At 49.3% G+C, this 21,833-nt stretch carries 12 protein-coding genes; 5 read left to right on the top strand and 7 right to left on the bottom strand.

Annotated elements, in window-relative coordinates:
• Positions 1-472 (top strand): T9SS type A sorting domain-containing protein (locus EII41_RS07405; protein WP_148091743.1); only part of this gene is annotated, 472 nt, incomplete at its 5' end.
• Between the two features lie 334 nt (positions 473-806).
• On the opposite strand, the gene EII41_RS07410 is transcribed toward EII41_RS07405, so the two are convergent.
• The 7 genes from EII41_RS07410 to EII41_RS07440 all read right to left on the bottom strand — a co-directional run bounded on the left by EII41_RS07410 (position 807) and on the right by EII41_RS07440 (position 10,142).
• Positions 807-2,588, bottom strand: coding sequence for a S41 family peptidase (locus EII41_RS07410; protein ID WP_124790069.1), 1,782 nt, complete (start codon positions 2,586-2,588; stop codon positions 807-809).
• A gap of 260 nt (positions 2,589-2,848) precedes the next feature.
• A complete protein-coding gene (gene hflX / locus EII41_RS07415) occupies positions 2,849-4,075 on the bottom strand; it encodes a GTPase HflX (RefSeq protein WP_124790070.1) in 1,227 nt (408 codons plus the stop codon).
• Between the two features lie 42 nt (positions 4,076-4,117).
• Complete coding sequence (locus tag EII41_RS07420) at positions 4,118-4,999, bottom strand: helix-turn-helix domain-containing protein (RefSeq protein WP_124790071.1); 882 nt, start codon at positions 4,997-4,999, stop codon at positions 4,118-4,120.
• Between the two features lie 112 nt (positions 5,000-5,111).
• On the bottom strand, positions 5,112-5,855 hold the full coding sequence (locus EII41_RS07425; RefSeq protein ID WP_124790072.1) for a CDP-alcohol phosphatidyltransferase family protein: 744 nt from the start codon (positions 5,853-5,855) through the stop codon (positions 5,112-5,114).
• A 4-nt stretch (positions 5,856-5,859) separates the two neighbouring features.
• Positions 5,860-6,534 carry a phosphatidylserine decarboxylase family protein gene (locus EII41_RS07430; RefSeq protein ID WP_124750730.1) on the bottom strand — a complete coding sequence of 225 codons (675 nt, stop codon included), beginning with the start codon at positions 6,532-6,534 and terminating at the stop codon, positions 5,860-5,862.
• 54 nt (positions 6,535-6,588) lie between these two features.
• Positions 6,589-9,813 (bottom strand): UvrD-helicase domain-containing protein, encoded by a 3,225-nt coding sequence (locus EII41_RS07435; protein ID WP_124790073.1) that lies wholly within the window; start codon positions 9,811-9,813, stop codon positions 6,589-6,591.
• Positions 9,807-10,142, bottom strand: a complete 336-nt coding sequence (locus EII41_RS07440) for a translation initiation factor (protein ID WP_124750764.1) — start codon at positions 10,140-10,142, stop codon at positions 9,807-9,809. Before EII41_RS07440 ends, EII41_RS07435 begins: the two co-directional genes overlap by 7 nt.
• A 329-nt stretch (positions 10,143-10,471) precedes the next feature.
• Here EII41_RS07440 and ruvA point away from each other — a divergent pair, with 329 nt between their 5' ends.
• The 4 genes from ruvA to EII41_RS07460 all read left to right on the top strand — a co-directional run bounded on the left by ruvA (position 10,472) and on the right by EII41_RS07460 (position 21,812).
• On the top strand, positions 10,472-11,062 hold the full coding sequence (gene ruvA / locus EII41_RS07445; RefSeq protein WP_124750728.1) for a Holliday junction branch migration protein RuvA: 591 nt from the start codon (positions 10,472-10,474) through the stop codon (positions 11,060-11,062).
• The gene (gene sprA / locus EII41_RS07450) at positions 11,062-18,510 is read left to right on the top strand and encodes a cell surface protein SprA (RefSeq protein WP_124790074.1); all 7,449 of its coding nucleotides are present in this window, start codon (positions 11,062-11,064) and stop codon (positions 18,508-18,510) included. The genes ruvA and sprA overlap by 1 nt, the downstream gene beginning before the upstream one ends.
• Before the next feature lie 133 nt (positions 18,511-18,643).
• Positions 18,644-20,620, top strand: coding sequence for a DUF349 domain-containing protein (locus tag EII41_RS07455; protein ID WP_260425518.1), 1,977 nt, complete (start codon positions 18,644-18,646; stop codon positions 20,618-20,620).
• The gene (locus EII41_RS07460) at positions 20,604-21,812 is read left to right on the top strand and encodes a hypothetical protein (protein WP_124790075.1); all 1,209 of its coding nucleotides are present in this window, start codon (positions 20,604-20,606) and stop codon (positions 21,810-21,812) included. The genes EII41_RS07455 and EII41_RS07460 overlap by 17 nt, the downstream gene beginning before the upstream one ends.
• Positions 21,813-21,833 lie beyond the last annotated feature (21 nt).

Genomic DNA, 21,833 nt, shown 5'->3' on the forward strand with positions numbered 1-21,833 from the left:
CAAGAAGACCGCGCCCGATGCGTCGCTGGCCGACGGCTATACCGTCACCGTGACCGGCAACCGCGTAGAGATGAAACCCGGCGGACTGCGCGCCGGCGGCACAATCGAGAAACGCGATCTGCTGACGCTCGCCTGCAAAGCCGTACCCGGCACGTCGAACGGCAGCTACAAAGGCGCGCTGCGCAACCTCGCCTTCACGCCCACGGCCGGATACGCCTTGCGGAACGTCACGGTGCCGTTCACGTTTACGTACACCGTCGGCAATCAAACGATCGACGGCCTGCGCGTCTTCGCCGCCGGCAGCGCGCTGCATCTCACCCTGCCCAACACCGCGACGGTACATATATATAATGTAGAAGGTTCCCTCGTGAAGACGCTTACGCTTCCCGCCGGCGACCACGTTCAGCCGTTGCCGTCGGGTGTATATCTGGTGCGCGTAGGAGAAAGGGTAACGAAAATCCTTGTAAAGTGAAAAACGAAAAGTGAAAAGTGAAAAGTAGTCAATGTAGTCAAGAGTAGTCAATGTAGGGGCGGGCCTTGTGTCCGCCCTTATTTTTTGTGTCGTGTTGGCAGGTTATCAGAACGCGCAAATGACGCGAATGGGCGCAAATGAACGCGAATTTGATTGTTAATTGTCAATGGTTATACCGGGTACATGGTTCGGCGGGTACCACGGATTCCCCCCTTCGCTTCGCTCTTCCCCCCTTTGAAGGGGGGGCAGGGGGGATGTTCACCAGCAAACAGCTCAACAAATCAACAACTCAACACCTCAACAACTCAACGCCCGAAGGGCTAACCATTCACAATTAATTCAGGCTTTCAGCCCTCCTAAAATCTTGTACCTCGATCCTTCGCAAGGCCTCTTCCAATATCCAATCTTTCCCCTGCTTCAGGGCTTCGACCGTAGGTTCCACAAAATAATCGATCTTTACTCCGCATCGCTGAATAGGGGCAAAATCGGGATAGTAAACACTAAGACAGGTGTAAATAGTGCGGACATTTCCGGGAAAGATTGACGGACTGATATCTCCATTGGCACCGGACGACGAAGATCCAATGGTAACGGTGCGAGGATTAGCCTGAAGCGCCATGGTCAGATGTTCCGAAAAACTTGCAGTCCATTCGTCGACAAGCAACATAATCCGCCCCTGATAACCTTTCTTTTTACCGATTTTCTTTGATGCTTTAGCATATCGAAGCATGCCCGGAAAGCGGATATCGGGATAAACAATATAAGCAAACACCGGTGTCGGAGGAACAAACGTAGAGATGCAGTTGAAGAAAATCATATTATCGGGATAACACCGTAAGTCGAGGATCATGACTTTGGCATCTTGTATCGCATTATAATTGTGGGAAAAATTTTGACGCGTAACGTATTTCAGATTCAGATATGCGACACTATCGTTCAACCATTCGTATTGGTCCTTTTTGACTTCCCGCTCTCGTTCATTCTGTCTGTACTGTGAGTATTCCGTACGTTTTCTGTTAGCCGAAACAAGCGTTAAGGTATCACCTCTTCGCTCAATCGTATAGGTTGAAACCGAATCGAAATCGGAAATCATCGCTGCACAAACGAACAACTGCTCTACCCGATCGTTTCCTCCCCCCACATACATCCGCAGACTGTCATAGAGCTGCCGAACATCGCGGCCATTGATCTGCATGATCCGATCTCCCATTCGAAACGAACCTTCCTCGCCCGGAATAGAGAATGTGTTGATGAAGAAATCGCCGTTTATTTTCAACATACTGAAATTCGGACGGTATTGCCCCGAAATGATCGAATCGTTCAGAAAGTTATAATCACTATGGGTATCGCGCAGTCGACGGATAAGCCGGTAGATGCACAAACGGTACTCTCTCTCCGTATCGGCTGTTTCAAAAGATGGAATCGCTTCATACAATACCCGATCCCAACAGCTATCCGTGTAATACTTATTGGAGTAAAAATACTGGATAACATTCCAGTACCGAAATAATCCCAACAGTCGAACAGGATAGTCCGGAGCCACATCCGGATATTCCTTTTCATTGATCTGCTTGATATTTCTCGACCTCAAATAATCGATAAAATACGACTCTCCCGAATGATTCAGAAATATATGACGGAGTTGTTCACTGATTGTTGCATCCAGAAAGACGGTATCGTTCATCCATCGGAAATCGACCAGCGCATACTCCTCAGTATTTTTATACGGGTTTCTTTCCGAGATCGGGTCGGTCTGAATAGAAGCAATCACGTTCCGTAGAATGGATCCGAAGGCTTCTTTATTATCGCACCTGTTAGATTGCGCAATCGCATCCATCAGTATCTGATCGACATCGATCGAAGATGTCGGCCGGGTGTTCTCACTGTAATACTTGACGAATCCCCAGACCTTGCACAGATAGAAAAGCCTTCCCCTCCGATCGAAGGTATCAGGAAGAAAAGACGAGTCGGCCCGCATCCTGAAAATGGAATCTTCTTCTACGGAGGTGTCGTTTCGGAGAGAATACATCAAGTACATTCTCTCGATCCTATCACACGCGTTAAACGACGCGATCGCAAACAAAACAATCAGAACGTGTTGAATTTTCTCAAACATGATGATTCAGCTTTAGGTACATTTCTTACTTGCTGAAAAACCCAACGTGAAACGATTGCGTTTTATTGTCGCATGTCCGGATGTTTAACAAATACCGGAACACATACGCCCGGTGCATGCACCATAAAGACGCAATGAATTGCGTCTTTATCATCCGCGCTGGGTTGTCATCGCGGGCGAACACAAGGTTCGCCCCTACACGGCAAACAACTCAACAATTCAACAACTAAACGCCCGAAGGGCTAACCATTGCCCTTGCTTTAAAGCATCTCTTCCTCGTCCGTTTCGTAATGCTGGAAAAGAAAATCGTTATACGGGAAACGGGTGATGTGAATGGCCTTGACCCGCTCGTAAAGGATCGCTTTCAGAGCATCGATATTCGTACGGCCTTTGGCCGAGATGAAGATCGCATTGCCCGGCAGTTTATTCATCCATGTCTCTTTCAGTTCGCTGAGGGGAATGTTCTCGCGTTGGCGCGGCGTCAGGTCGTCCTCGTCCTTCGGAACGAACGAAAACGCATCGACCTTGTTGAAAATCATAATCACCGGTTTCGATTCACAACCGATTTCGGCTAGTGTTCTGTCGACGACTTCGATCTGCTCTTCGAACGTCGGATGCGAAACATCGACCATGTGCAGCAGCAGGTCGGCTTCGCGCACTTCATCAAGCGTCGATTTGAACGACTCGACGAGTTCGACCGGCAACTTGCGGATAAAGCCGACCGTGTCGGACAGCAGAAACGGAAGGTTCTCAATGATCACCTTGCGTACCGTCGTATCGAGTGTGGCAAAAAGTTTATTCTCGGCAAACACCTCGCTTTTGCTCAGCAGGTTCATCAAGGTCGATTTACCCACGTTCGTATAACCGACAAGCGCCACTCGCACCATCTTGCCACGGTTCTTGCGTTGCGACGATTTCTGTTTGTCGATCTCCGCCAGTTCACGTTTCAGCTTCGATATTTTATCCAGAATGATTCGCTTGTCGGTCTCCAACTGCGTTTCTCCCGGGCCACGCATACCCACGCCTCCACGTTGCCGTTCGAGGTGTGTCCAGAGCCTTGTCAGACGGGGCAACATGTACCGGTATTGCGCCAGTTCGACTTGCGTTTTGGCATGTGCCGTCTGCGCCCGTTTGGCAAAGATATCGAGGATCAGATTCGTACGGTCGAGGATACGCACCTGCAACGCTTTTTCGATGTTCCGAAGCTGTTTGGCCGACAGCTCGTCGTCGAAAACCACGATGCCGATTTCGTGCTCAACGACGTATTCTTTAATCTGTTGCAGCTTGCCCGCACCGACGAACGTCACGGAATGGGGCATGTCCAGCTTCTGCGTAAACCGTTTGACGGGACGGATACCGGCCGTATCGGCCAAAAAATCGAGTTCGTCGAGATATTCCTTCACCTGACGCTCGTTCTGATCGGGAGTAACGAGCCCTACCAGCACCGCTTTTTCCGTTTGTTCCTGCGTAATGATAAATTCTTTCATACGTATGCAAAGATAGTTAATTTCCGCTACCTGCAGATGGCCTTATTGCACGGTCAAGCGAAATTCTTTCGGTGTCTTGCCGGTCTTCCGCCTGAAATATTGCGAAAAGAACGACGGATTCGGAAAGTTCAGCCGATCGGAGACTTGCTGAACGGTCAGTGGTGAGGATAACAGCATCAGCTTGGCTCGTCGGAGCACAAAATCATCGATCCACTGTGCCGCGGTTTTCTGCGATAGCTTTTTGATTACCTGCGACAAATACTTGGGCGTAATACACAATTGCTCCGCGTAAAAATCGACACGCCTTTCCCGATCGTAATGCTCAGCGACCAGACGGATAAACGTCCGAAACAGCTTCTCCTGATACGTGTCCGAAGGAATCGCTGCCTGCTGTCCGTTCTGATAAATCGCCGCAATCTCATGACAGAGCACAAGCAACAACTGCCGGGTAACGTCGATCCGATAAGGAAAATCTTTGCGCTCGTAATTCATGCGGATATAATCGAAATGTGCCAGCATGATTTCTCTCTCCTTGTCCGAAAGCGATATGCAAGGCATTTTGGAGATCATCAGGTAGAGCATCGAGGCATGTGTCGCCGGAAAGTTACGGATAAATTCGAGATCGCTGGCCAGCACGATGCAATCCATGTCTGCACTGCGTGCTACGGTCTGCACGATGGTATTGGGAAAAATCACGCATAAATCATCGGCTTTCATCGAATGCATCTGTTCATTCAGTTTGAGGCTTAATGTTCCTCTGAGGCAAAGAGCCACACAGCCGGCGCTTACAACAGCGGGAATATGCTCAAGATTCAATGCATTATCCCGACTCCCTTCAAACCGGAAGAATTTCAGCAACAGCTCCCGTTCCATCGCTTCGGGATCATTGACAAAGTATCTTATATTCAAATTATTTGTTTTCATCGTTTAAAAAGAATCCGGATACAAAAATAACGATTAACAGATAAAACGGTTAGAATGGAGTAAAAAAATATCCTTTTCGGACAAGTATCTTACACGACTATACTCACCGTCCTTATTTCGAACGAAGTCCTACAAAGGACAACAAGATATAAAGCAGAATCGTCATGGCAATACCGATAATACCGAGCCACACCGTAAGAGCAACAGCGCCAAGAATCAGCAGATAACGCAGCTCGTTTCCTTTCCATGCCAGCGATTTGACCTTTAGTGAGAACATCGGAATCTCAGACACGAGGAGCAACGAAGTAGCAATCGCTATAACCGTGATGACGGTCAGCAGGATAAGTGGTTCAATCTCCATAGACATACCGGAAAGCATCGAGCCGGAACCGGAGAGAAGCGTGCAGATCAACGATGACCAGAAGATGGCATGCGCCGGCACGGGCAGACCGATAAATGTAGTCGTTTGCCGGGTATCGTTGTTGAACTTTGCCAGCCGCAGAGCCGAGCAAACAGGAATTGCCAACGCCCCGATGTAAAACAGGTAAGGAAGACACGAATAAACGTTAACCCACTGTGAGGCGATCCGTTCGTCAATAAACCGAAAAAGCATCAACCCCGGAGCAACCCCGAAACTGACCATATCGGCCAACGAATCCAGATCTTTTCCGATTGGAGAATAAGCCTTTAGCAAACGAGCAGCCAGTCCATCGGCAAAATCGAACGCGACGGCGACAAAGATATACGTCATCGCATGGAGACTTTGTCCTTCGAGTGCCGCGATACATGCCATGCACCCGAATACCAGATTGCAACACGTCAATGTATTGGGAATATATTTGCCGATGCGATTCATTGGTCTACGGATAGATGATTTTACCTAACCGGGCAACAGGCGTCTGATTAGCGGTCACTTTTTGTCCCAGCCGAACGAGGACATCCGCATTCAGCGGAAGATACGTGTCGACCCGCGACCCGAATTTGATGAACCCCATCTGATCATCCACACTGCATGATTCACCTTCCTGCGCGTACGTCACGATACGACGTGCCAATGCACCCGCCACTTGTCGCGTCAGGATATCTACTCCGTAACCCGTCGTAATCACGATGGTCGATCGTTCATTGTCCGTACTGCTCTTTGGCAAATAAGCCGCCTGAAAACGTCCGGGCTGATGAGAAACATGTTTCACGGTTCCGTTCACCGGAAACCAGTTGGCATGCACGTTAAACACAGACATGAAAATAGAAACCTGTAAGCGTTTTTCGTGAAAATATTCGTTTTCCATCACCTCTTCGATCGCGACGACCGTACCGTCGGCCGGAGCGATCACGAGTCCCTCGGAGTCATACGGGAAATGGCGGTTGGGACTGCGAAAAAAATTCAGTACCAACAGGAAAAGAACGGTAGAAAGGGATAATACAGCATAGAAGACAACTCCCTTGTTTATCGCGTAGTATATGCCTACATTGACGATAAATAAAAAAGTAAATAGTGATAACAACAGTCCTGTTCCTTCTCTGTGAACCTTCATTCTTTCTTCAATAAACGTGGCAAAAGTAGTTTTTTTTATTGAATATTAAAAACGTCAATCGGAAACTGCGTCCATTTCTCCGAGTTCGACATACCAGAGATAACCTTTTACTTCGGAGATTCCCATCTCTCGGAGCAGCCTGACATACGTGTTCATTTGATAGACATAACGTCTGTCTTTTTGCGTGCCGAACTTATAATCGATGACGACTGCCCGGTCTCCGTCGAGCATGATACGGTCGGGACGACTCGAATGTCCGTTCCCGACGAGGATATCCGTCTCATTCAAGATTTGCATGGAGCCATCAAACCACGGCCGTACGGAGGGTTCGTTTAACAAGGCTTGCATTTTTTCGATCAGGCCGGGTGCCTCCTCCCGACTGATTTCACCGGCCGCTTCTTTGGCAGCGACGGCTATGGAAATATCGGCCGTTGTGCGGATACGACTCAGCAAGTCGTGCATCAGGATACCGTAGCGTCGCGCCGTATCGTCGAAAAAGTCGCCTTGACGATGTAGATGAAGGAACATCCGTTCGTCGGGCTTGACGGACGGGATACGTTTCATCGGAAGCTCTTCCGTGCCGGATGCCGGAACACTGTCCGGTTGCCACGCGTCCCCCCATTCGAAGAGGCCCTCATCCGGCCTGAATCCTTCGGCAAGCGGACGCAACGGGTTGCCTTCCGCTGTCGCATGGCAGTCGGAAGTCAAGGCCGCACGAAGCAAGTGCGAGATCACCTGCGTTCTGGGCGCCTTATCGTCAGGAGCAAAGATAATCAGTTCTTCTTTTGCGCGGGTCAAAGCGACATACAAAGTATTCAGGCCATCGATGTAAGCATGCAGCTTTTCATGATAATACGCCTCGGCAAACAACGTGCGACAAAGGTCTTTCGTATAGTTCACCGGCACGACCTGTAAACGATTGAACGGCGGAGATGACGGATGACACCACAGCATGGTGCTGCTTTTCGAGTCCACCTCCCAGTCGCCGAAAGGAAGAATGACTGCCTTGAAACCAAGGCCTTTCGACTTATGTATCGTCAGAATCCGAATCGCATTCTGCGTGTCGGGCGTAGCAATTTTCGACTGACATCCGGTTTCTTTCCACCACTTCAGAAAACGGTCGATATCGGCCGTTTCACGCTCCCCGTACTCGGCCGTCAGATCAAGAAATGCCTGTATAAAGACTTGTTCGTTCTCCGGAAAATCGGCTTTGAAAAGACGGTAAAGTCCCTCGACTGTTTCATAAAACGAACGATGTGAAAGTCGTTGAAGCTCGGCAAGTATCTCCGGCGCAAACACCGTTTCAACCTCCTTGCGAATCGTTTGTACGGATGCTTCTGCCGACGTTTTCATTTGCATCACGGCGTGTACCGCCTCGGCCGTACGGGCGGCCGTCACATCGTCCGGACGGTTCAGGTATTGAAGCATGCCGATCATGAAACGGACGGACGACGCTTGTCCGATCAGCAGGGCATCTTCAGAAATAATATCATATCGAAATGACGTATCAGTATGCGTCTCCTTATAATTAAGCAATGTATCGGCTACTTGAATACCTTCGTTGCGGGTACGCACGAGCACGGCCATATCTCGCAAAGCGTATCCGTTCTTCTGCAAGCGCTCAATAACCATCGGCAACCGTTGCATGGCTTCGTCTTTCCACGAATGTTCGTCCTCATCGGGTAACAGCTCGATGCGAACATGTCCCTCCTTTGCCCGAAAGGGCGGAGCGACATCCTGATAGCTCCGACTGTAAGCCGATACGATCTTGCCGGCATACTGTTCGCGACTCTCCTGCGAGAGCGTGGCCTGATCGATCCCATCATTATATAATATTTGAAGCAGCTGAGGTACAACGGTAAACAGAGCATTATTGAATTCAACAATATTCCGACAGCTTCGCCAGTTTTCAGACAATGTTTTCTCCGTGAGCTGAGACGCGGGAAAGTCACGCCCAATCTGCTCGTCGAGCAGCGTCCAGTCGGAGTTGCGAAAGCGGTAGATACTTTGCTTGATATCGCCCACGATCAGGTTGGCGCGTCGATAAGCAAGACTTTCTTTCAGCAACGGCCGGAAGTTACGCCATTGCATGGCACTGGTGTCCTGAAATTCGTCGATCATATAATGTTCGATGCGTGTTCCCGTCTTTTCGTAGACAAACGGAATATCGCTGCCGTCGATAATCTTGTTCAACAACTCGGTCGTATCGGCAATCAGCATGCGATTTTTTTCTTCGCGCCACTTCCGGATCTGTTGTTCGATATCGTTTAATATCCCTAACGTATACAGGTTACGACTGATGGCCAATGCCGTATAGTAATTCGTCAGAGCGTCGAAGAAACGGCAGACGTCATGCACACATTCGTTCAGTCCGCCGTCGTAAGCCTGTTCAATGGTCTGCCGACGTTCGGGCGGCGTCGTTTTGGTGTACCAGCTCTCCACATGGTCAGACAGTGCTTTGAACGTGGCGGACGGCTCTTTCATGCTCCCCTTTGCCAGACGATCGAACAGGAAAAAAGGCGAACGTGCCCCGCCTTTAAAGTCCGACGGCTGTAAACCATGCTGTTCCATGACGCGCTGTCCCTTCTCCCCTATCTGTACAGCCTGACTTTCCGTGCTGCGTATGATGGCATAGAGCATATTTTTGTACTCCGCCAACGCTGTCCGGTCTGCAATATCGCGGTTCACTTCGGAGCGAAAAGCCTTGTAACTCTCTTTGAACAATTCGTTGCTGAGCTTACGGATTTCGGTACGCAAGTCCCAAGTCTCGCCTTTCTCCACTTTTTCTTCACTGAAACGGAGCAGCCATTCGAGTAAGTCTTTGTGTTCGTCTTTATCGAGGTCGGAGAGCAGACCATCAATGGCTTCGGAGAGTACGAGGTCTCGATCCATCTCGATACGGTAATTTCCTTGCAACCCGATCTCGCGGACGAATGCACGCATCGTCTGCTGAAAAAAATGATCGATGGTGCTGATGTTAAATGCCGAATAATCGTGGAGAATGCGGATCAAAGCGGTACGTGCACGACTGCGCAGTTGTTCTTCCGTCAGACGGTGAACCTCAGTAAGCCTGCCGGTATAATCGGACGATTGCCCCGAAGCCAGCAGATATAACTCGCTTAATATACGGTTTTTCATTTCCTCCGTGGCTTTGTTGGTAAATGTCACGGCGAGGATATGACGGTATGCGTCAGGAGCGGAAAAGAGCATGTGCAGGTAATCGCCCGTGAGCGTGTGTGTCTTACCTGTTCCGGCCGAAGCGCGGTAAATAGTCAGCATACTTTATATCCCTCTTTCGTAAGAATGTCGGCCACCTTCTGTCGCCAATCACCTTGGATGATGATTTCACCGTTTTTGGCCGAGCCGCCCACGCCGCAACGCGTCTTGAGCAGCTTGCCGAGCGCGGCCAGATCATTGCCCGTACCGCGAAAACCGCTGACCAGTGTGACAACTTTGCCTCCACGATTCCGCTTGTCGAGCGTGATACGTAGCCGTTGTTTATCCTTCGGCAACGTCTCTTCTTCCGTTTCCTCGTCAGTCTGATACTCATAATCGGGATTAGTCGAATACATCACCCCGAGACGGCTCTTCCAATCGTTCTGTTTCATCATTATTCTGCTTTTCTCCGGGGCAAAGGTAGGAGTTTTCGGGCAGGATATTTCTTTCTACATGAAAAAAGGCGGTGTGTCATAACAAGCGAACTGCTTCGTTGCTTACGGAATGCGAGCTCGGTCACATACATTCGTATGCTCCCTCACTCTCATCCTTAGCGCCTTGCATTTCACCCATTCTTACGCACCTAAAAAGGGTGTGCCCAAACATGGCGTTTTGCCTCCCCTCGACCGATACGCATTCAGAAAAAAAACCGCCGTCAAAATATACGCTTTTGCCTTTTTCTTCGTTATACTTGGGTATAGATATCTAAACGGGTTAGGGAATGATCGAATATATAAGAGGCGAAATCGTTGAACTGTCTCCCGCACAAATGGTCATCGAATGCGCAGGGATTGGCTACGGACTGAATATCTCGCTCACGACGTACAGCGCGTTTGACAAACGTCGCGAAGGAAAAGTGTACGTGCACGAAGTGATTCGGGAAGATGCGCACCTGCTGTTCGGCTTTGCCAGTCGCGAAGAACGTGAATTGTTCTTGCTCCTGACATCCGTTTCGGGCGTAGGTCCAAATACGGCGCGCATGATTCTCTCGTCCCTCAAACCCTCCGATCTGATCGATGTCATCGCTTCGGGCGATGATGTGAGCCTGACGGCCATCAAAGGTATCGGAAGCAAAACGGCACAGCGCATCGTGGTCGATCTGAAAAATAAAGTCAGACCCGTTGAAGGCCTTGACGAACGGAAAGCCGCCGCAAGAACGGGACGCTCCGATACGGCCGAAGAAGCCGTGGCGGCCCTTGTGATGCTCGGTTTCCAGAAAGCGGCTTCGCAAAAAGCAGTAGATTCCCTGCTGAAAGGAACACCGGACATGACGGTGGAACAACTGATCAAGACTTCCCTTAAAATGCTTTAATGAAAAAAGGTTTGAGACATACTATCCGGTTGTTTTACGTATGGCTCGGCATGAGTATCTGTACACTTGCACAGGGCCTTGCACAGCAGACAACGACACAGGCAGCACCGAACGATACGCTGCCGAAAAGCCGGTACCCGATCTCAAAAACCGTCCCACAGGAATACAACGATTTAACACGGCAACTGCCGGCCGATCTGCGCGATCCCGAAAACCTGAAAACCTCGGTCGAATACGATCTGCATACCGGCATGTATATTATCCGTACGAAAGTAGGTGACATGGAATTGGGAACCCCCATAACCCTGACACCCGAAGAATATCAGGATTACAGCATGCAGGAGTCCATGCGTGCCTACTACCGGCAGAAAAACGAGGAATCGTTCCGGCAGTCGGCCAACGGACAGTTTAACTTCATGGATATGCAGTTCAATATCGGAGCCGCCGACAAGATTTTCGGGCCGGGTGGCGTCCGCGTACGGTCGCAAGGAACGGCCGAACTGAAATTAGGCCTCAAGTCGAGTGGCACGAAAAACCCGTCACTGCCCGAGCGTTCCCGCAACCGTACTTTCTTTAACTTCGACAACAACGTGCAGCTTAATATGCAAGCTACGGTAGGGACGAAAGTCAATTTCGGCCTGAACTATAACACCCAATCATCGTTCGATTTCGACGCTTCCCGCCTGAACCTCGCCTATGCCGGGGATGAAGATGAGATCATCAAGAACATCGAAGCCGGAAACGTCAGCCTCAACACCGGAAACTCGCTCATACGCGGCGGCGCGGCGCTGTTCGGTATCAAGGCCGAACTGCAATTCGGCAAACTGCGTGTCAATGCGCTGCTGGCACAGCAGAATTCCGAATCGAGAACGATCTCGTCGAAAGGAGGCGTTCAAATGACCGACTTCGAAATCAATGTCGACGACTACGACGAAAACCGCCACTTCTTCCTTGCCCATTATTTCCGTGACCAATACGACGAGGCCATGGCACAACTGCCGTATATCTCCTCGAATGTCAGCATCAAACGTATCGAAGTATGGGTGCTCAACAAACGCAGCAATTACAACGACGCTCGCAATATCGTGGCTTTTTCCGACTTAGGCGAGCACAAACATATCTTCAATTCCAAAGTGCAGCCGTCAGGTTCCATCTCCGCTCCGCACAACAAAGCGAACACGCTTTATAGCGATCTGGTCGAGAATTATAAGGATGCCCGAAACATCAATAAAGTAGGGCAAACGCTCGAAGGATTCCTCGAAGGCGGAACGGACTTCGTGAAAATGGAAAGCGCCCGTAAACTCAATCCGTCGGAATACAGACTGAACGAACAGTTAGGGTACATCTCATTGCAATCGCAATTACAACAGGACGAATGCCTTGCCGTAGCTTTCGAATACATGTACGGCGGCACGTCTTATCAAGTCGGCGAAATGTCGACCGACGACAAGGAAAATACAGGCCAGTGCCTCTTCGTCAAGCTGCTGAGAGGCGTAAATATGTCGCCCAACATGCCGTTCTGGAACCTGATGATGCGAAACGTTTACTGGCTCAACGCTTCGGCCATACAAAAAGACAAATTCAAGTTAGATATCGTCTATCAAAGCGATACGGCCGGAACCTATGTATACAGTATTCAGGAGGGTAACATCGCGGATAAAACCCTGCTGCAAGTGATGAATCTCGACCGGCTCGATGCCAACAACGAACCCAACGAAAGCGGAAGTGGAAACGGATATTTCGATTTCGTCGAAGGCTATACGATCAACTCGTTCAACGGCCGCATCTTTTTCCCCGTTGTCGAACCGTTCGGTTCACACCTGCGAAAGGCGATCGGCAACAATGCCATCGCCGACAAATATGTTTTTCAGGAACTGTACTCCTCGACGAAAACGGCTGCACAGCAGATCGCCGAAAAAAATAAATTCAAATTGCGGGGTAAGTACCGTGCATCTTCCTCCTCCGAGATCAACCTCGGCGCAACGAATGTAGCACGCGGATCCGTGACGGTCACGGCCGGCGGTGTCAAACTCACCGAAAATGTAGATTACACCGTCGATTATGCCTCGGGTACGGTAATGATTCTGAACGAAAGTGTCATTGCCAGCAATAGCTCCATCAGTGTTTCGCTCGAGAATCAGTCCGTCTATAACATGCAGCGGAAAACAATGATGGGAGTCGATCTGAGTTACGAGTTTTCCAAAAACTTTACTATGGGAGCTACCTTGATGCACCTCTCCGAGATGCCGCTGACCACGAAAACAGCAATCGGCGACGAATCCATCAAAAATACCTTGTGGGGAGCAAATCTCGCTTATAAAGGCGAAAGCCAGTGGCTCACCAACATCGTCGACAAACTGCCGCTACTGAACCTGACCAAGCCCAGCCAAATCTCGTTCAACGGAGAATTTGCACATTTGATCGCCGGACATTACGAAAACCAAAACACGGGCAAACATTCTTATCTCGACGATTTCGAATCGACACAAAGCAGCTTCGACCTGCTCAGCCCCTACCCATGGGCATTGGCCAGTGTACCCTACGATCATACGGCTAACGCGCTCTTCCCCGAAGCGTCGTTAGTCAATAACATCGAATACGGTAAAAACCGTGCGCTCTTTGCATGGTACTATATCGACGGTATCTTTACACGACCAAGTTCCTCCTTGCGCCCGCGCCACATCAGCGATGACGACATCTCCAACCATTATGTCCGCGCCATCAGCTACTCGGAAATCTATCCGAACAAAGAGCTGGCCTACAACGAAAACAGCACACTATACGCCCTGAACCTCGCCTACTACCCGAACGAACGTGGTCCATACAACCTCGATGCCGAGGGTATCAACCCGGACGGTACATTGGCTAACCCGCAGAAGCGATGGGGCGGTATGATGCGAAAACTCGATCAGACCGACTTCGAGATGAATAATATCGAATACATTGAATTCTGGCTCATGGACCCGTTTATTTATAACCGAGAAACGGCTAACGGAGGCGATCTCTATTTCAACCTCGGAGAGCTGTCTGAAGACATCCTCAAGGACGAAAAGAAATTCTTTGAAAACGGTTTGCCGATCACCGGTGACCGATCGCAGGTCGATACGACCGTCTGGGGAAAGATTCCCATTCAACAAAGCACGGTCTATGCGTTCGACAACACCGCCGGAGCACGAAAACTACAGGACGTCGGTCTGAACGGTCTGACGAGCGAAGAAGAAAAAACATTCCCGACTTATCGGAACTATGTTGAGCAGTTAAAGCGCAAAGTCTCTGCCGAAACGTTGCTCTCGTGGGAAAAGAACCCGTTCTCCCCCCTCAACGACCCCGCCGGCGATAATTATCACTACTACCGGGGCTCGGACTACGACCGCGATGAGGTGGACATCCTCACACGTTACAAACGTTATAACGGCACGGAAGGCAACTCAACTGCCGCAGAAGATTCACCGGAGCGATACGACATATCGTCTAAAACGACCCCCGACGTAGAAGACCTGAATAACGACAATACCCTGAACGATCAGAACGAAAAGTACTATGAATATAAGGTATCGATTCGTCCGAAAGATATGGTCGTAGGCAGCAATTACATTGTCAACCAGCGCAAAGTCAAGGTGAAATTGCCGAATGGAAGATCAGATACGACCTCTACGTCAGTCACTTGGTATCAATTTAAGATTCCGGTCAAGGAATACCAACGCAAGATCGGTTCGATTCAAGATTTCAGGAGCATCCGCTTCATGCGCGTGTACATGACCGGTTTTCAGGAGCAGACCATTCTGCGTCTCGGCACATTCGAGTTGGTTCGCGGCGAATGGCGCACTTACCTGCAAGATTTGTCGAACCCCAACGCACCGCCTTCCATCAACGGAACGTTAGACATCACATCGGTCAATATCGAAGAAAACGGAGACCGCCAGCCGGTCAACTATATCTTACCGCCGGGCATCACCCGAATGACCGACCCGAGCCAGCCTCAGCTACGTCAGCAAAACGAACAGGCGCTCTCGTTGAAGGTCACGAACCTCGCCTCGCAAGACGCACGCGCCATTTATAAGAAAACGAAGTATGATATGCGTCGTTATAAACGGATGCAACTCTTCGTTCATGCCGAAAAATTCATCAACGACGTCACTGCCTTGAGCAACGGAGAACTCTCGGTCTTCCTGCGCCTCGGCTCGGACTACAAAAACAACTATTACGAATACGAAGTGCCATTGAATCTGACGCCGGCGGGACACTATAACAACAACAGCGAGAACGACCGTCAAACCGTCTGGCCTGCGGAAAATATGATCGACTTCGAGATGGAAGTGTTGACGAACCTGAAGATGAGACGTAACCGTGCCCGCCGAGAAGGACAGAGCGACGTGAGCTTCACAACGCTCTACTCCGAATACGATCCCAAGCGCCAATTGAATAAAATCAGTGTGATCGGTAACCCGAGCCTCGCCGAAGTGAAAACGATCATGATCGGGGTGCGTAACAATTCCAAAGACATCAAGAGCGGCGAAATATGGGTGAACGAATTACGCATGACGGACTTCGACGAGCAGGGAGGTTGGGCGGCCAACGGAGCCTTGAGTGTAGCCTTATCGGATTTCGGAACATTCAACGCCACCGGACGCATCGAAACGGCCGGCTTCGGACGCATCGATCAATCCATTGGCGAACGAAACATGGACGATTACACGCAGTACGCCGTCTCCGCTTCCATGCAGCTGGGCAAATTCTTCCCCGAAAAGGCACAAGTTAATCTACCGCTTCATTATGCATATTCGCGTGAAACGGTGTCGCCTCAATATAATCCGCTCGATCAGGACGTCAAGCTCAACGATGCACTCGATCTCATGGATTCAAAAGCGGAAAAAGACTCACTGAAAAGCTTGTCTCAGCAACAAGTCACGACCAAAAGTATTGCATTGAATAACGTGCAGGTAAATATTCGCAGTAAGACGCCGATGCCTTACGATCCGGCTAACTTTTCGATGGGCTATGCCTATAACGAAAGCAAGCGCACCGATCCGGAGACCGTCTACGAAACGACAAAGAATTATCAAGGTAATCTGAGTTATATCTATACGCCGTATGCCAAACCCTTCCAGCCTTTTAGCAACATTGAGAAAGATAACGGATTCACCCGGTACTTCAAGCAGTTTGCGCTCAACTATTTGCCGTCTAACATCAGTTTGCAGACCTCAATGCTGCGAAATTATTACGAGATTCAGTTGCGCAACCTCGATCCGCTCAGTTCCGGCAACATCCCCGTATCATTCAGCCAGCAATTTTACTGGGATCGCTCGTTCAATATCCGACTGAATCCGCTCAACAATTTGAATATCGATTTCAGCGCAGGTACGAACGCAAGAATCGAAGAACCGCATGTACAAGTCAACAGAAAGTTGAATCCCCGTGCTTATGAAATATGGAAAGACAGTGTTAAAAAGAGTATTGCCGAATTAGGTACGCCACTCCTTTACGATCAGACATTCAATGTCACTTATTCCCTACCGCTTCAGTATATTCCCGTACTCGATTGGATGGGAGGAAGCATCTCGTATAATGCGACGTACAATTGGGAACGCGGACCATTTGTAGGCCGTAATATCAAAACCGGCAACAGCATCAAAAATCAGCGGCAGATGAATTTGCAGGGAAGCATGAACTTCCTGTCGTTCTACAACAAGAACAGGCAGCTGAGAAGAATCAATCAAAAGTACGGTTCGGCAACAGAAAGCAGTCGTCGCGCACAGGAAAGCAGAAGCCAGAGAAAACAGAAGAGAAAATTCGAAACGACGGTGCAGCTCAATCCCGATAGCGGAACGATCGTTAGTCACGGCCTGATGATCCGGAAATTTACCCGCATCGTGGCACGACGTACCGATGACAGTACCTTGTATAAAATAGACTATAAACCGATCGACTACGGGCGTATCCGTATCAACAACCGCGACTCCGTCGAGCTGCAACTGACCATGTATCCGGCGCCTCCGAGAGAGGAAACGCCCGCATACAAAGCCTTAGAATATACGACACGCTTCCTGATGATGACACGACGCGTCAATGTTCAGTACGGCTTGAGTGACGGCATGCATATTCCCGGTTTCAGTCCCATGATCGGAGACTGGATCGGGCAGGCGAATACGGCTTTCGGAAATGCGCCGGGATGGGGATTTGCCTTCGGCGACGTACGCGAAAGCTACATCCGGGAGGCAGCGAATAACAATTGGCTGGTTATGGATGCGAACAATATCAGACCGGCCCGGATTAACAGCAGTAAAACTCTGACAGCCAACGCCACGCTCGAACCGGCTACCGGCCTCAAGATTGACCTGAATGCCACCCGTGTCGACTCGCGCGATACGGAAATAAGCTACATGTTCGAGGGCATGCCGACACTTTACGGCGGTACGTTTACCATGACGACCGTCGCCCTCGGCAATGCCTTTACCCATATCGGAAACGCATCGAACGGATATGAATCGAAAACTTTCCGCGAATTCCTGAATCATCGCGAAGTGATCGCATCAAGACTGGAGAAAGAATATGCGGCGACGACGTATCCTAATACCGGTTTCCTGACCAATAACCCATTAGCCAACCAACCATACAACCCCGAGAAAGGCAATGTCAGCCCCAACTCGTCGGATGTGCTGATTCCCGCATTCCTTGCGGCATACACCGGAAAAAATCCAAAAAAAATCGAACTGACGGCTTTTCCCAAAGCGCTTACGAGCCTCCTGCCGAACTGGCGAATATCGTACGACGGACTGATTCAGATTCCGCTGATAAAAAAGCACTTCAAAAGCATGGTGCTTAGCCATCAATACCGATGTGTGTACAGTGTCGGTGCCTATCAGTCCTATCCGAAATGGGTAAGCGCCGGTAACGATCATCTCGGTTATATCCCGGATACACGAACCGAAGCCCCGATACCTTCTTCGGCATACGAAATCACCTCGGTGAGCATTACCGAAGGATTCAATCCGTTGCTCGGTATCGATGCCACCTTTCTGAATAACGTCACAGCCGGACTGAAATATCAGAAAACCCGCAACCTGAACCTGAACGTATCGTCTTATCAAATTGTCGAGGCGCATTCCAACGAACTGATGGTAAGTCTGGGATATAAATATGCCGACTTCAACAAAATATTAAAAATACGAAAAAAGAACGATTTCAATAACGATTTGACCGTACGCTTCGATTATGCGCGGCGAAAAACGCAAGCCTTGATTCGCAAAATAGCAGACGGATATACGCAGATGACAAGCGGGGCGATGACACAAAGCCTACAATTCTCTGCCGACTATGCATTCAGCAAATCGATTACCTTGCGCGCTTACTATGATTTGCAAATCAATACTCCCCTCGTTTCCAGCGCGTCCTACCCGACATCGAACTCGGATTATGGCATCAGCATCCGTCTGTCGCTGAATCAATAAAATCCAATAAGGAAAAAAGCTTGTCTTTTTTTGTTATTTTTTCCTTCAAACAAAGCCTAAAGTCAAAAAAAATCGTTTACTTTGTACCATTGGAGGATAATGTATGGGAAAAGTCCCGTAAAAAAATAGTGTAATGGAATTGACAAAAGACACAAACGAAACAGGCCAGCCGGAAACGAACCAAACGCCTGATGCCCTTTCTGCCCAGCCGTCTGAAAACGTCGCAGAGAGCGCCGCATCCATGCAAGAACAAGCAAATGCCACGGAAGAAAAACCGGCAGAATCTATGCATGACATCACCATTGATGAAGCATCGGTACAAAAAGAACCCGAAATGAAAGAGTTACCGACAACTCCGGACGATTTCTGCGGTGAACTACAGGAAGCCATCGAAGTAGGCGCCGTCGGTATGATCGACAAGCACGACATTTTGGAAAGGTTGAAGAAATTGGTAGAACATGCCGAAGAAACACCGCGTGAACAACTGGAAAAGCTGAAAGAAGCATACTTCCGCACGGTAAAAGCTGAAGCCGATGAGCTGAAACGTATCTTCATTGAAAACGGCGGAGAAGAAAAAGACTTTGAGACGCCCGAAGACGATACGGCAGCCACATACAGGGATCTGCTCAATCAATATAAGGAAAAGAGAATGGCCATGCAAAAAGAGCAGACGCGTGTCAAAGAAGAAAACTATGTCAAGAAGTTACAGCTCATCGACCGGATGGGAGCCTTGGTCGACAGTAACGACGACTTCAACCAACGATATAAAGAATTCAAGGAAATCCAGCAAGAATGGAAGGAGCACAATCCCGTGCCGCAGGAATACGCGAGGGATTTATGGCGTAATTTCCAGCTCCAGAGCGAGCGTTTCTACGATTTGGTAAAAATCAACAACCAGCTTCGAGACTACGATTTCAAGAAGAATCTGGAGATGAAAACGGCACTCTGCGAAGCGGCAGAGAATCTGATCAATGAGCCGGATATTGTTTCGGCCTATCATCAGATGCAGACGCTGTTCCAGCAATGGCGGGAAATCGGGCCTGTATCGCGTGAATTCCGTGAAGAATTATGGGCACGCTTCAAAGCGGCCTCTACCGTGATCAATAAACGTCATCACGGGCATTTTGAAATTATGAAGGAGCAGGAAGAGCTGAATCTGAAAGAAAAGACAAGCCTCTGCGAAATCGTCGAAGCCATCGTTTATGACGATTTAAAATCATTCAAAGATTGGGAAAAAAAGACACAGGAAGTACTGGCCCTTCAACAGAAATGGCGCACCATCGGCTTCGCCTCGAAGAAGAAAAACGCGAAGATTTTCGAACGTTTCCGCGGTGCCTGCGATGAATATTTCCACAGAAGGAGCGAATTCCTCAAAAGTACCAAGAAAGAGATGGAAGCCAACTACCAGTTGAAAAAGGAGTTGGCCGAAAAAGCCGAGGAACTGAAAGAAAGCACGGACTGGAAAGAAACGACGAAAGCCATGATTAAGCTTCAGGAAGAATGGAGGAAAATCGGGCCGGTCAGCCGCAAACAATCCGATGCGATCTGGAAACGTTTTATCGGAGCATGCGATTATTTCTTTGAACAGAAAACTAAAGTTTTCGCTTCGCAAAAAGGCGAAGAAACAACCAACCTTGAAGCAAAGAAAGCGCTGATCGAGCGAATCAAGGCGCTGGACGAAAATTTGCAGGAATCGGAAGCCGTATCCACATTAAAATCACTGATTGCCGAGTGGAATACGATAGGCCATGTTCCGTTCAAGAGTAAAGATAAAATCTACAAGGCATTCCGTGAAGCTGTAGATCAACAGTTCGACCGTCTAAATGTAGCTCAGGCCGACCGCCGCATGCAACAATTCCGCTCCACACTGACCGAAATGAGCGGCCAAGGCGATAACAAACTGCACGACGAACGGGACAAACTGATGCGCATCTATGAACGCATGAAGAACGAAGTGCAAACGTACGAGAACAACATCGGCTTCCTGAACGTATCCTCCAAAGGCGGAAGCGGTCTGCTGAAAGAAATGGAACGTAAAATCGAACGTTTAAAAGACGAAATGGCATTGATCGTTAAGAAAATCGACGCGATCGATGAAAACCTCGAATAAGGCGCTCCATCTTTTTAATCCGGGACATGAAACGGCTATTGCGTCGGGGGTACGTCACTATACTCCCGACGCAGTCGTTCAAAAAATGATGTCCGATCTCTCCCTTCTCCCGTTATGGTATGGTAATGAGGGAGATTATGTTCTTACTTCCGAAGCAGAAACCGCCAGACGCTTCATCGAATCACTACCTCCGGATTTACAACCGTCCCTATATCCCGTCTCCGACAAAGAAATCTGCCGGCTGACCGCCCCTCTTGACGCTTCTCCGTGGGGACTCTCCCCGCACAGCCTCCGCCTTTTTGAAAAACTTCAAAAACGAGGAGCTCCTCTTTCCATCCCTGCCTGGAAAGAGATATACCGCACGTTGACACATCGCCGCGCGGCGGCAGACGGTCTTCGGGAAACATTACAACGACTGCCCGGACTACCTTCCGTCTCGATTCCCTGTTTCTACGAAACCGCTGCGGCCGTCAAAACACATATCGAAACCTATCCCCCACCCTTCTTGCTGAAAACGCCCTTCTCCTGCTCCGGACAAGGGGTTTATCCGATCATGGGCGCAACGGCCGATACGAAAGCCATGCAATGGATCGAAGGGGCTTTGAGAAGACAAGGGGCTGTCAGCATCGAACCGATGCTGGAAAAAGTCTGCGATTTTGCGATGGAATTTTACATGGATGGCGCGGATGGAATCACCTACAAGGGGTTGTCGGTATTTGAAACTCAAACAAAAGGTGCTTTTTCCGGCGGACGTCTCGGACAGTCCGAGGTCTTACAAAAGTATTTGACTACATATATCCCGGAAGAAACCTTAACAGCAGTACGGGAAGCGATTACGCTAACGCTGAAAGAGATTCTCGGCAATGTCTACCGGGGCTATCTCGGCATCGATATGCTTATATTCAAACACAACGGAGAATATGCCGTTCATCCTTTTATCGAAATGAATCTGCGTTATACGATGGGATTAGTGGCCTGCGAGCTAAGTCGTCGTCTGCTCCATCCTGCATCGCAGGGACGGTTCATGATCTCCTACGAGAAGAAGGGAGCCACCTTACGCACCGACATGCTTTTCAGACAGCAATATCCTTTGCAACTTGCCGACGGACGAATCCGCTCCGGCTATTTCTCACTCTGTCCCGTCACCGCCGAGACAACCTATCGTGCCGGTGTGCTAATCCATGCGGAATAAAACCTGCCGGACGACTTCTAT

The organism is Tannerella forsythia, assembly GCF_003860135.1.
Lineage (GTDB): Bacteria > Bacteroidota > Bacteroidia > Bacteroidales > Tannerellaceae > Tannerella > Tannerella forsythia_A.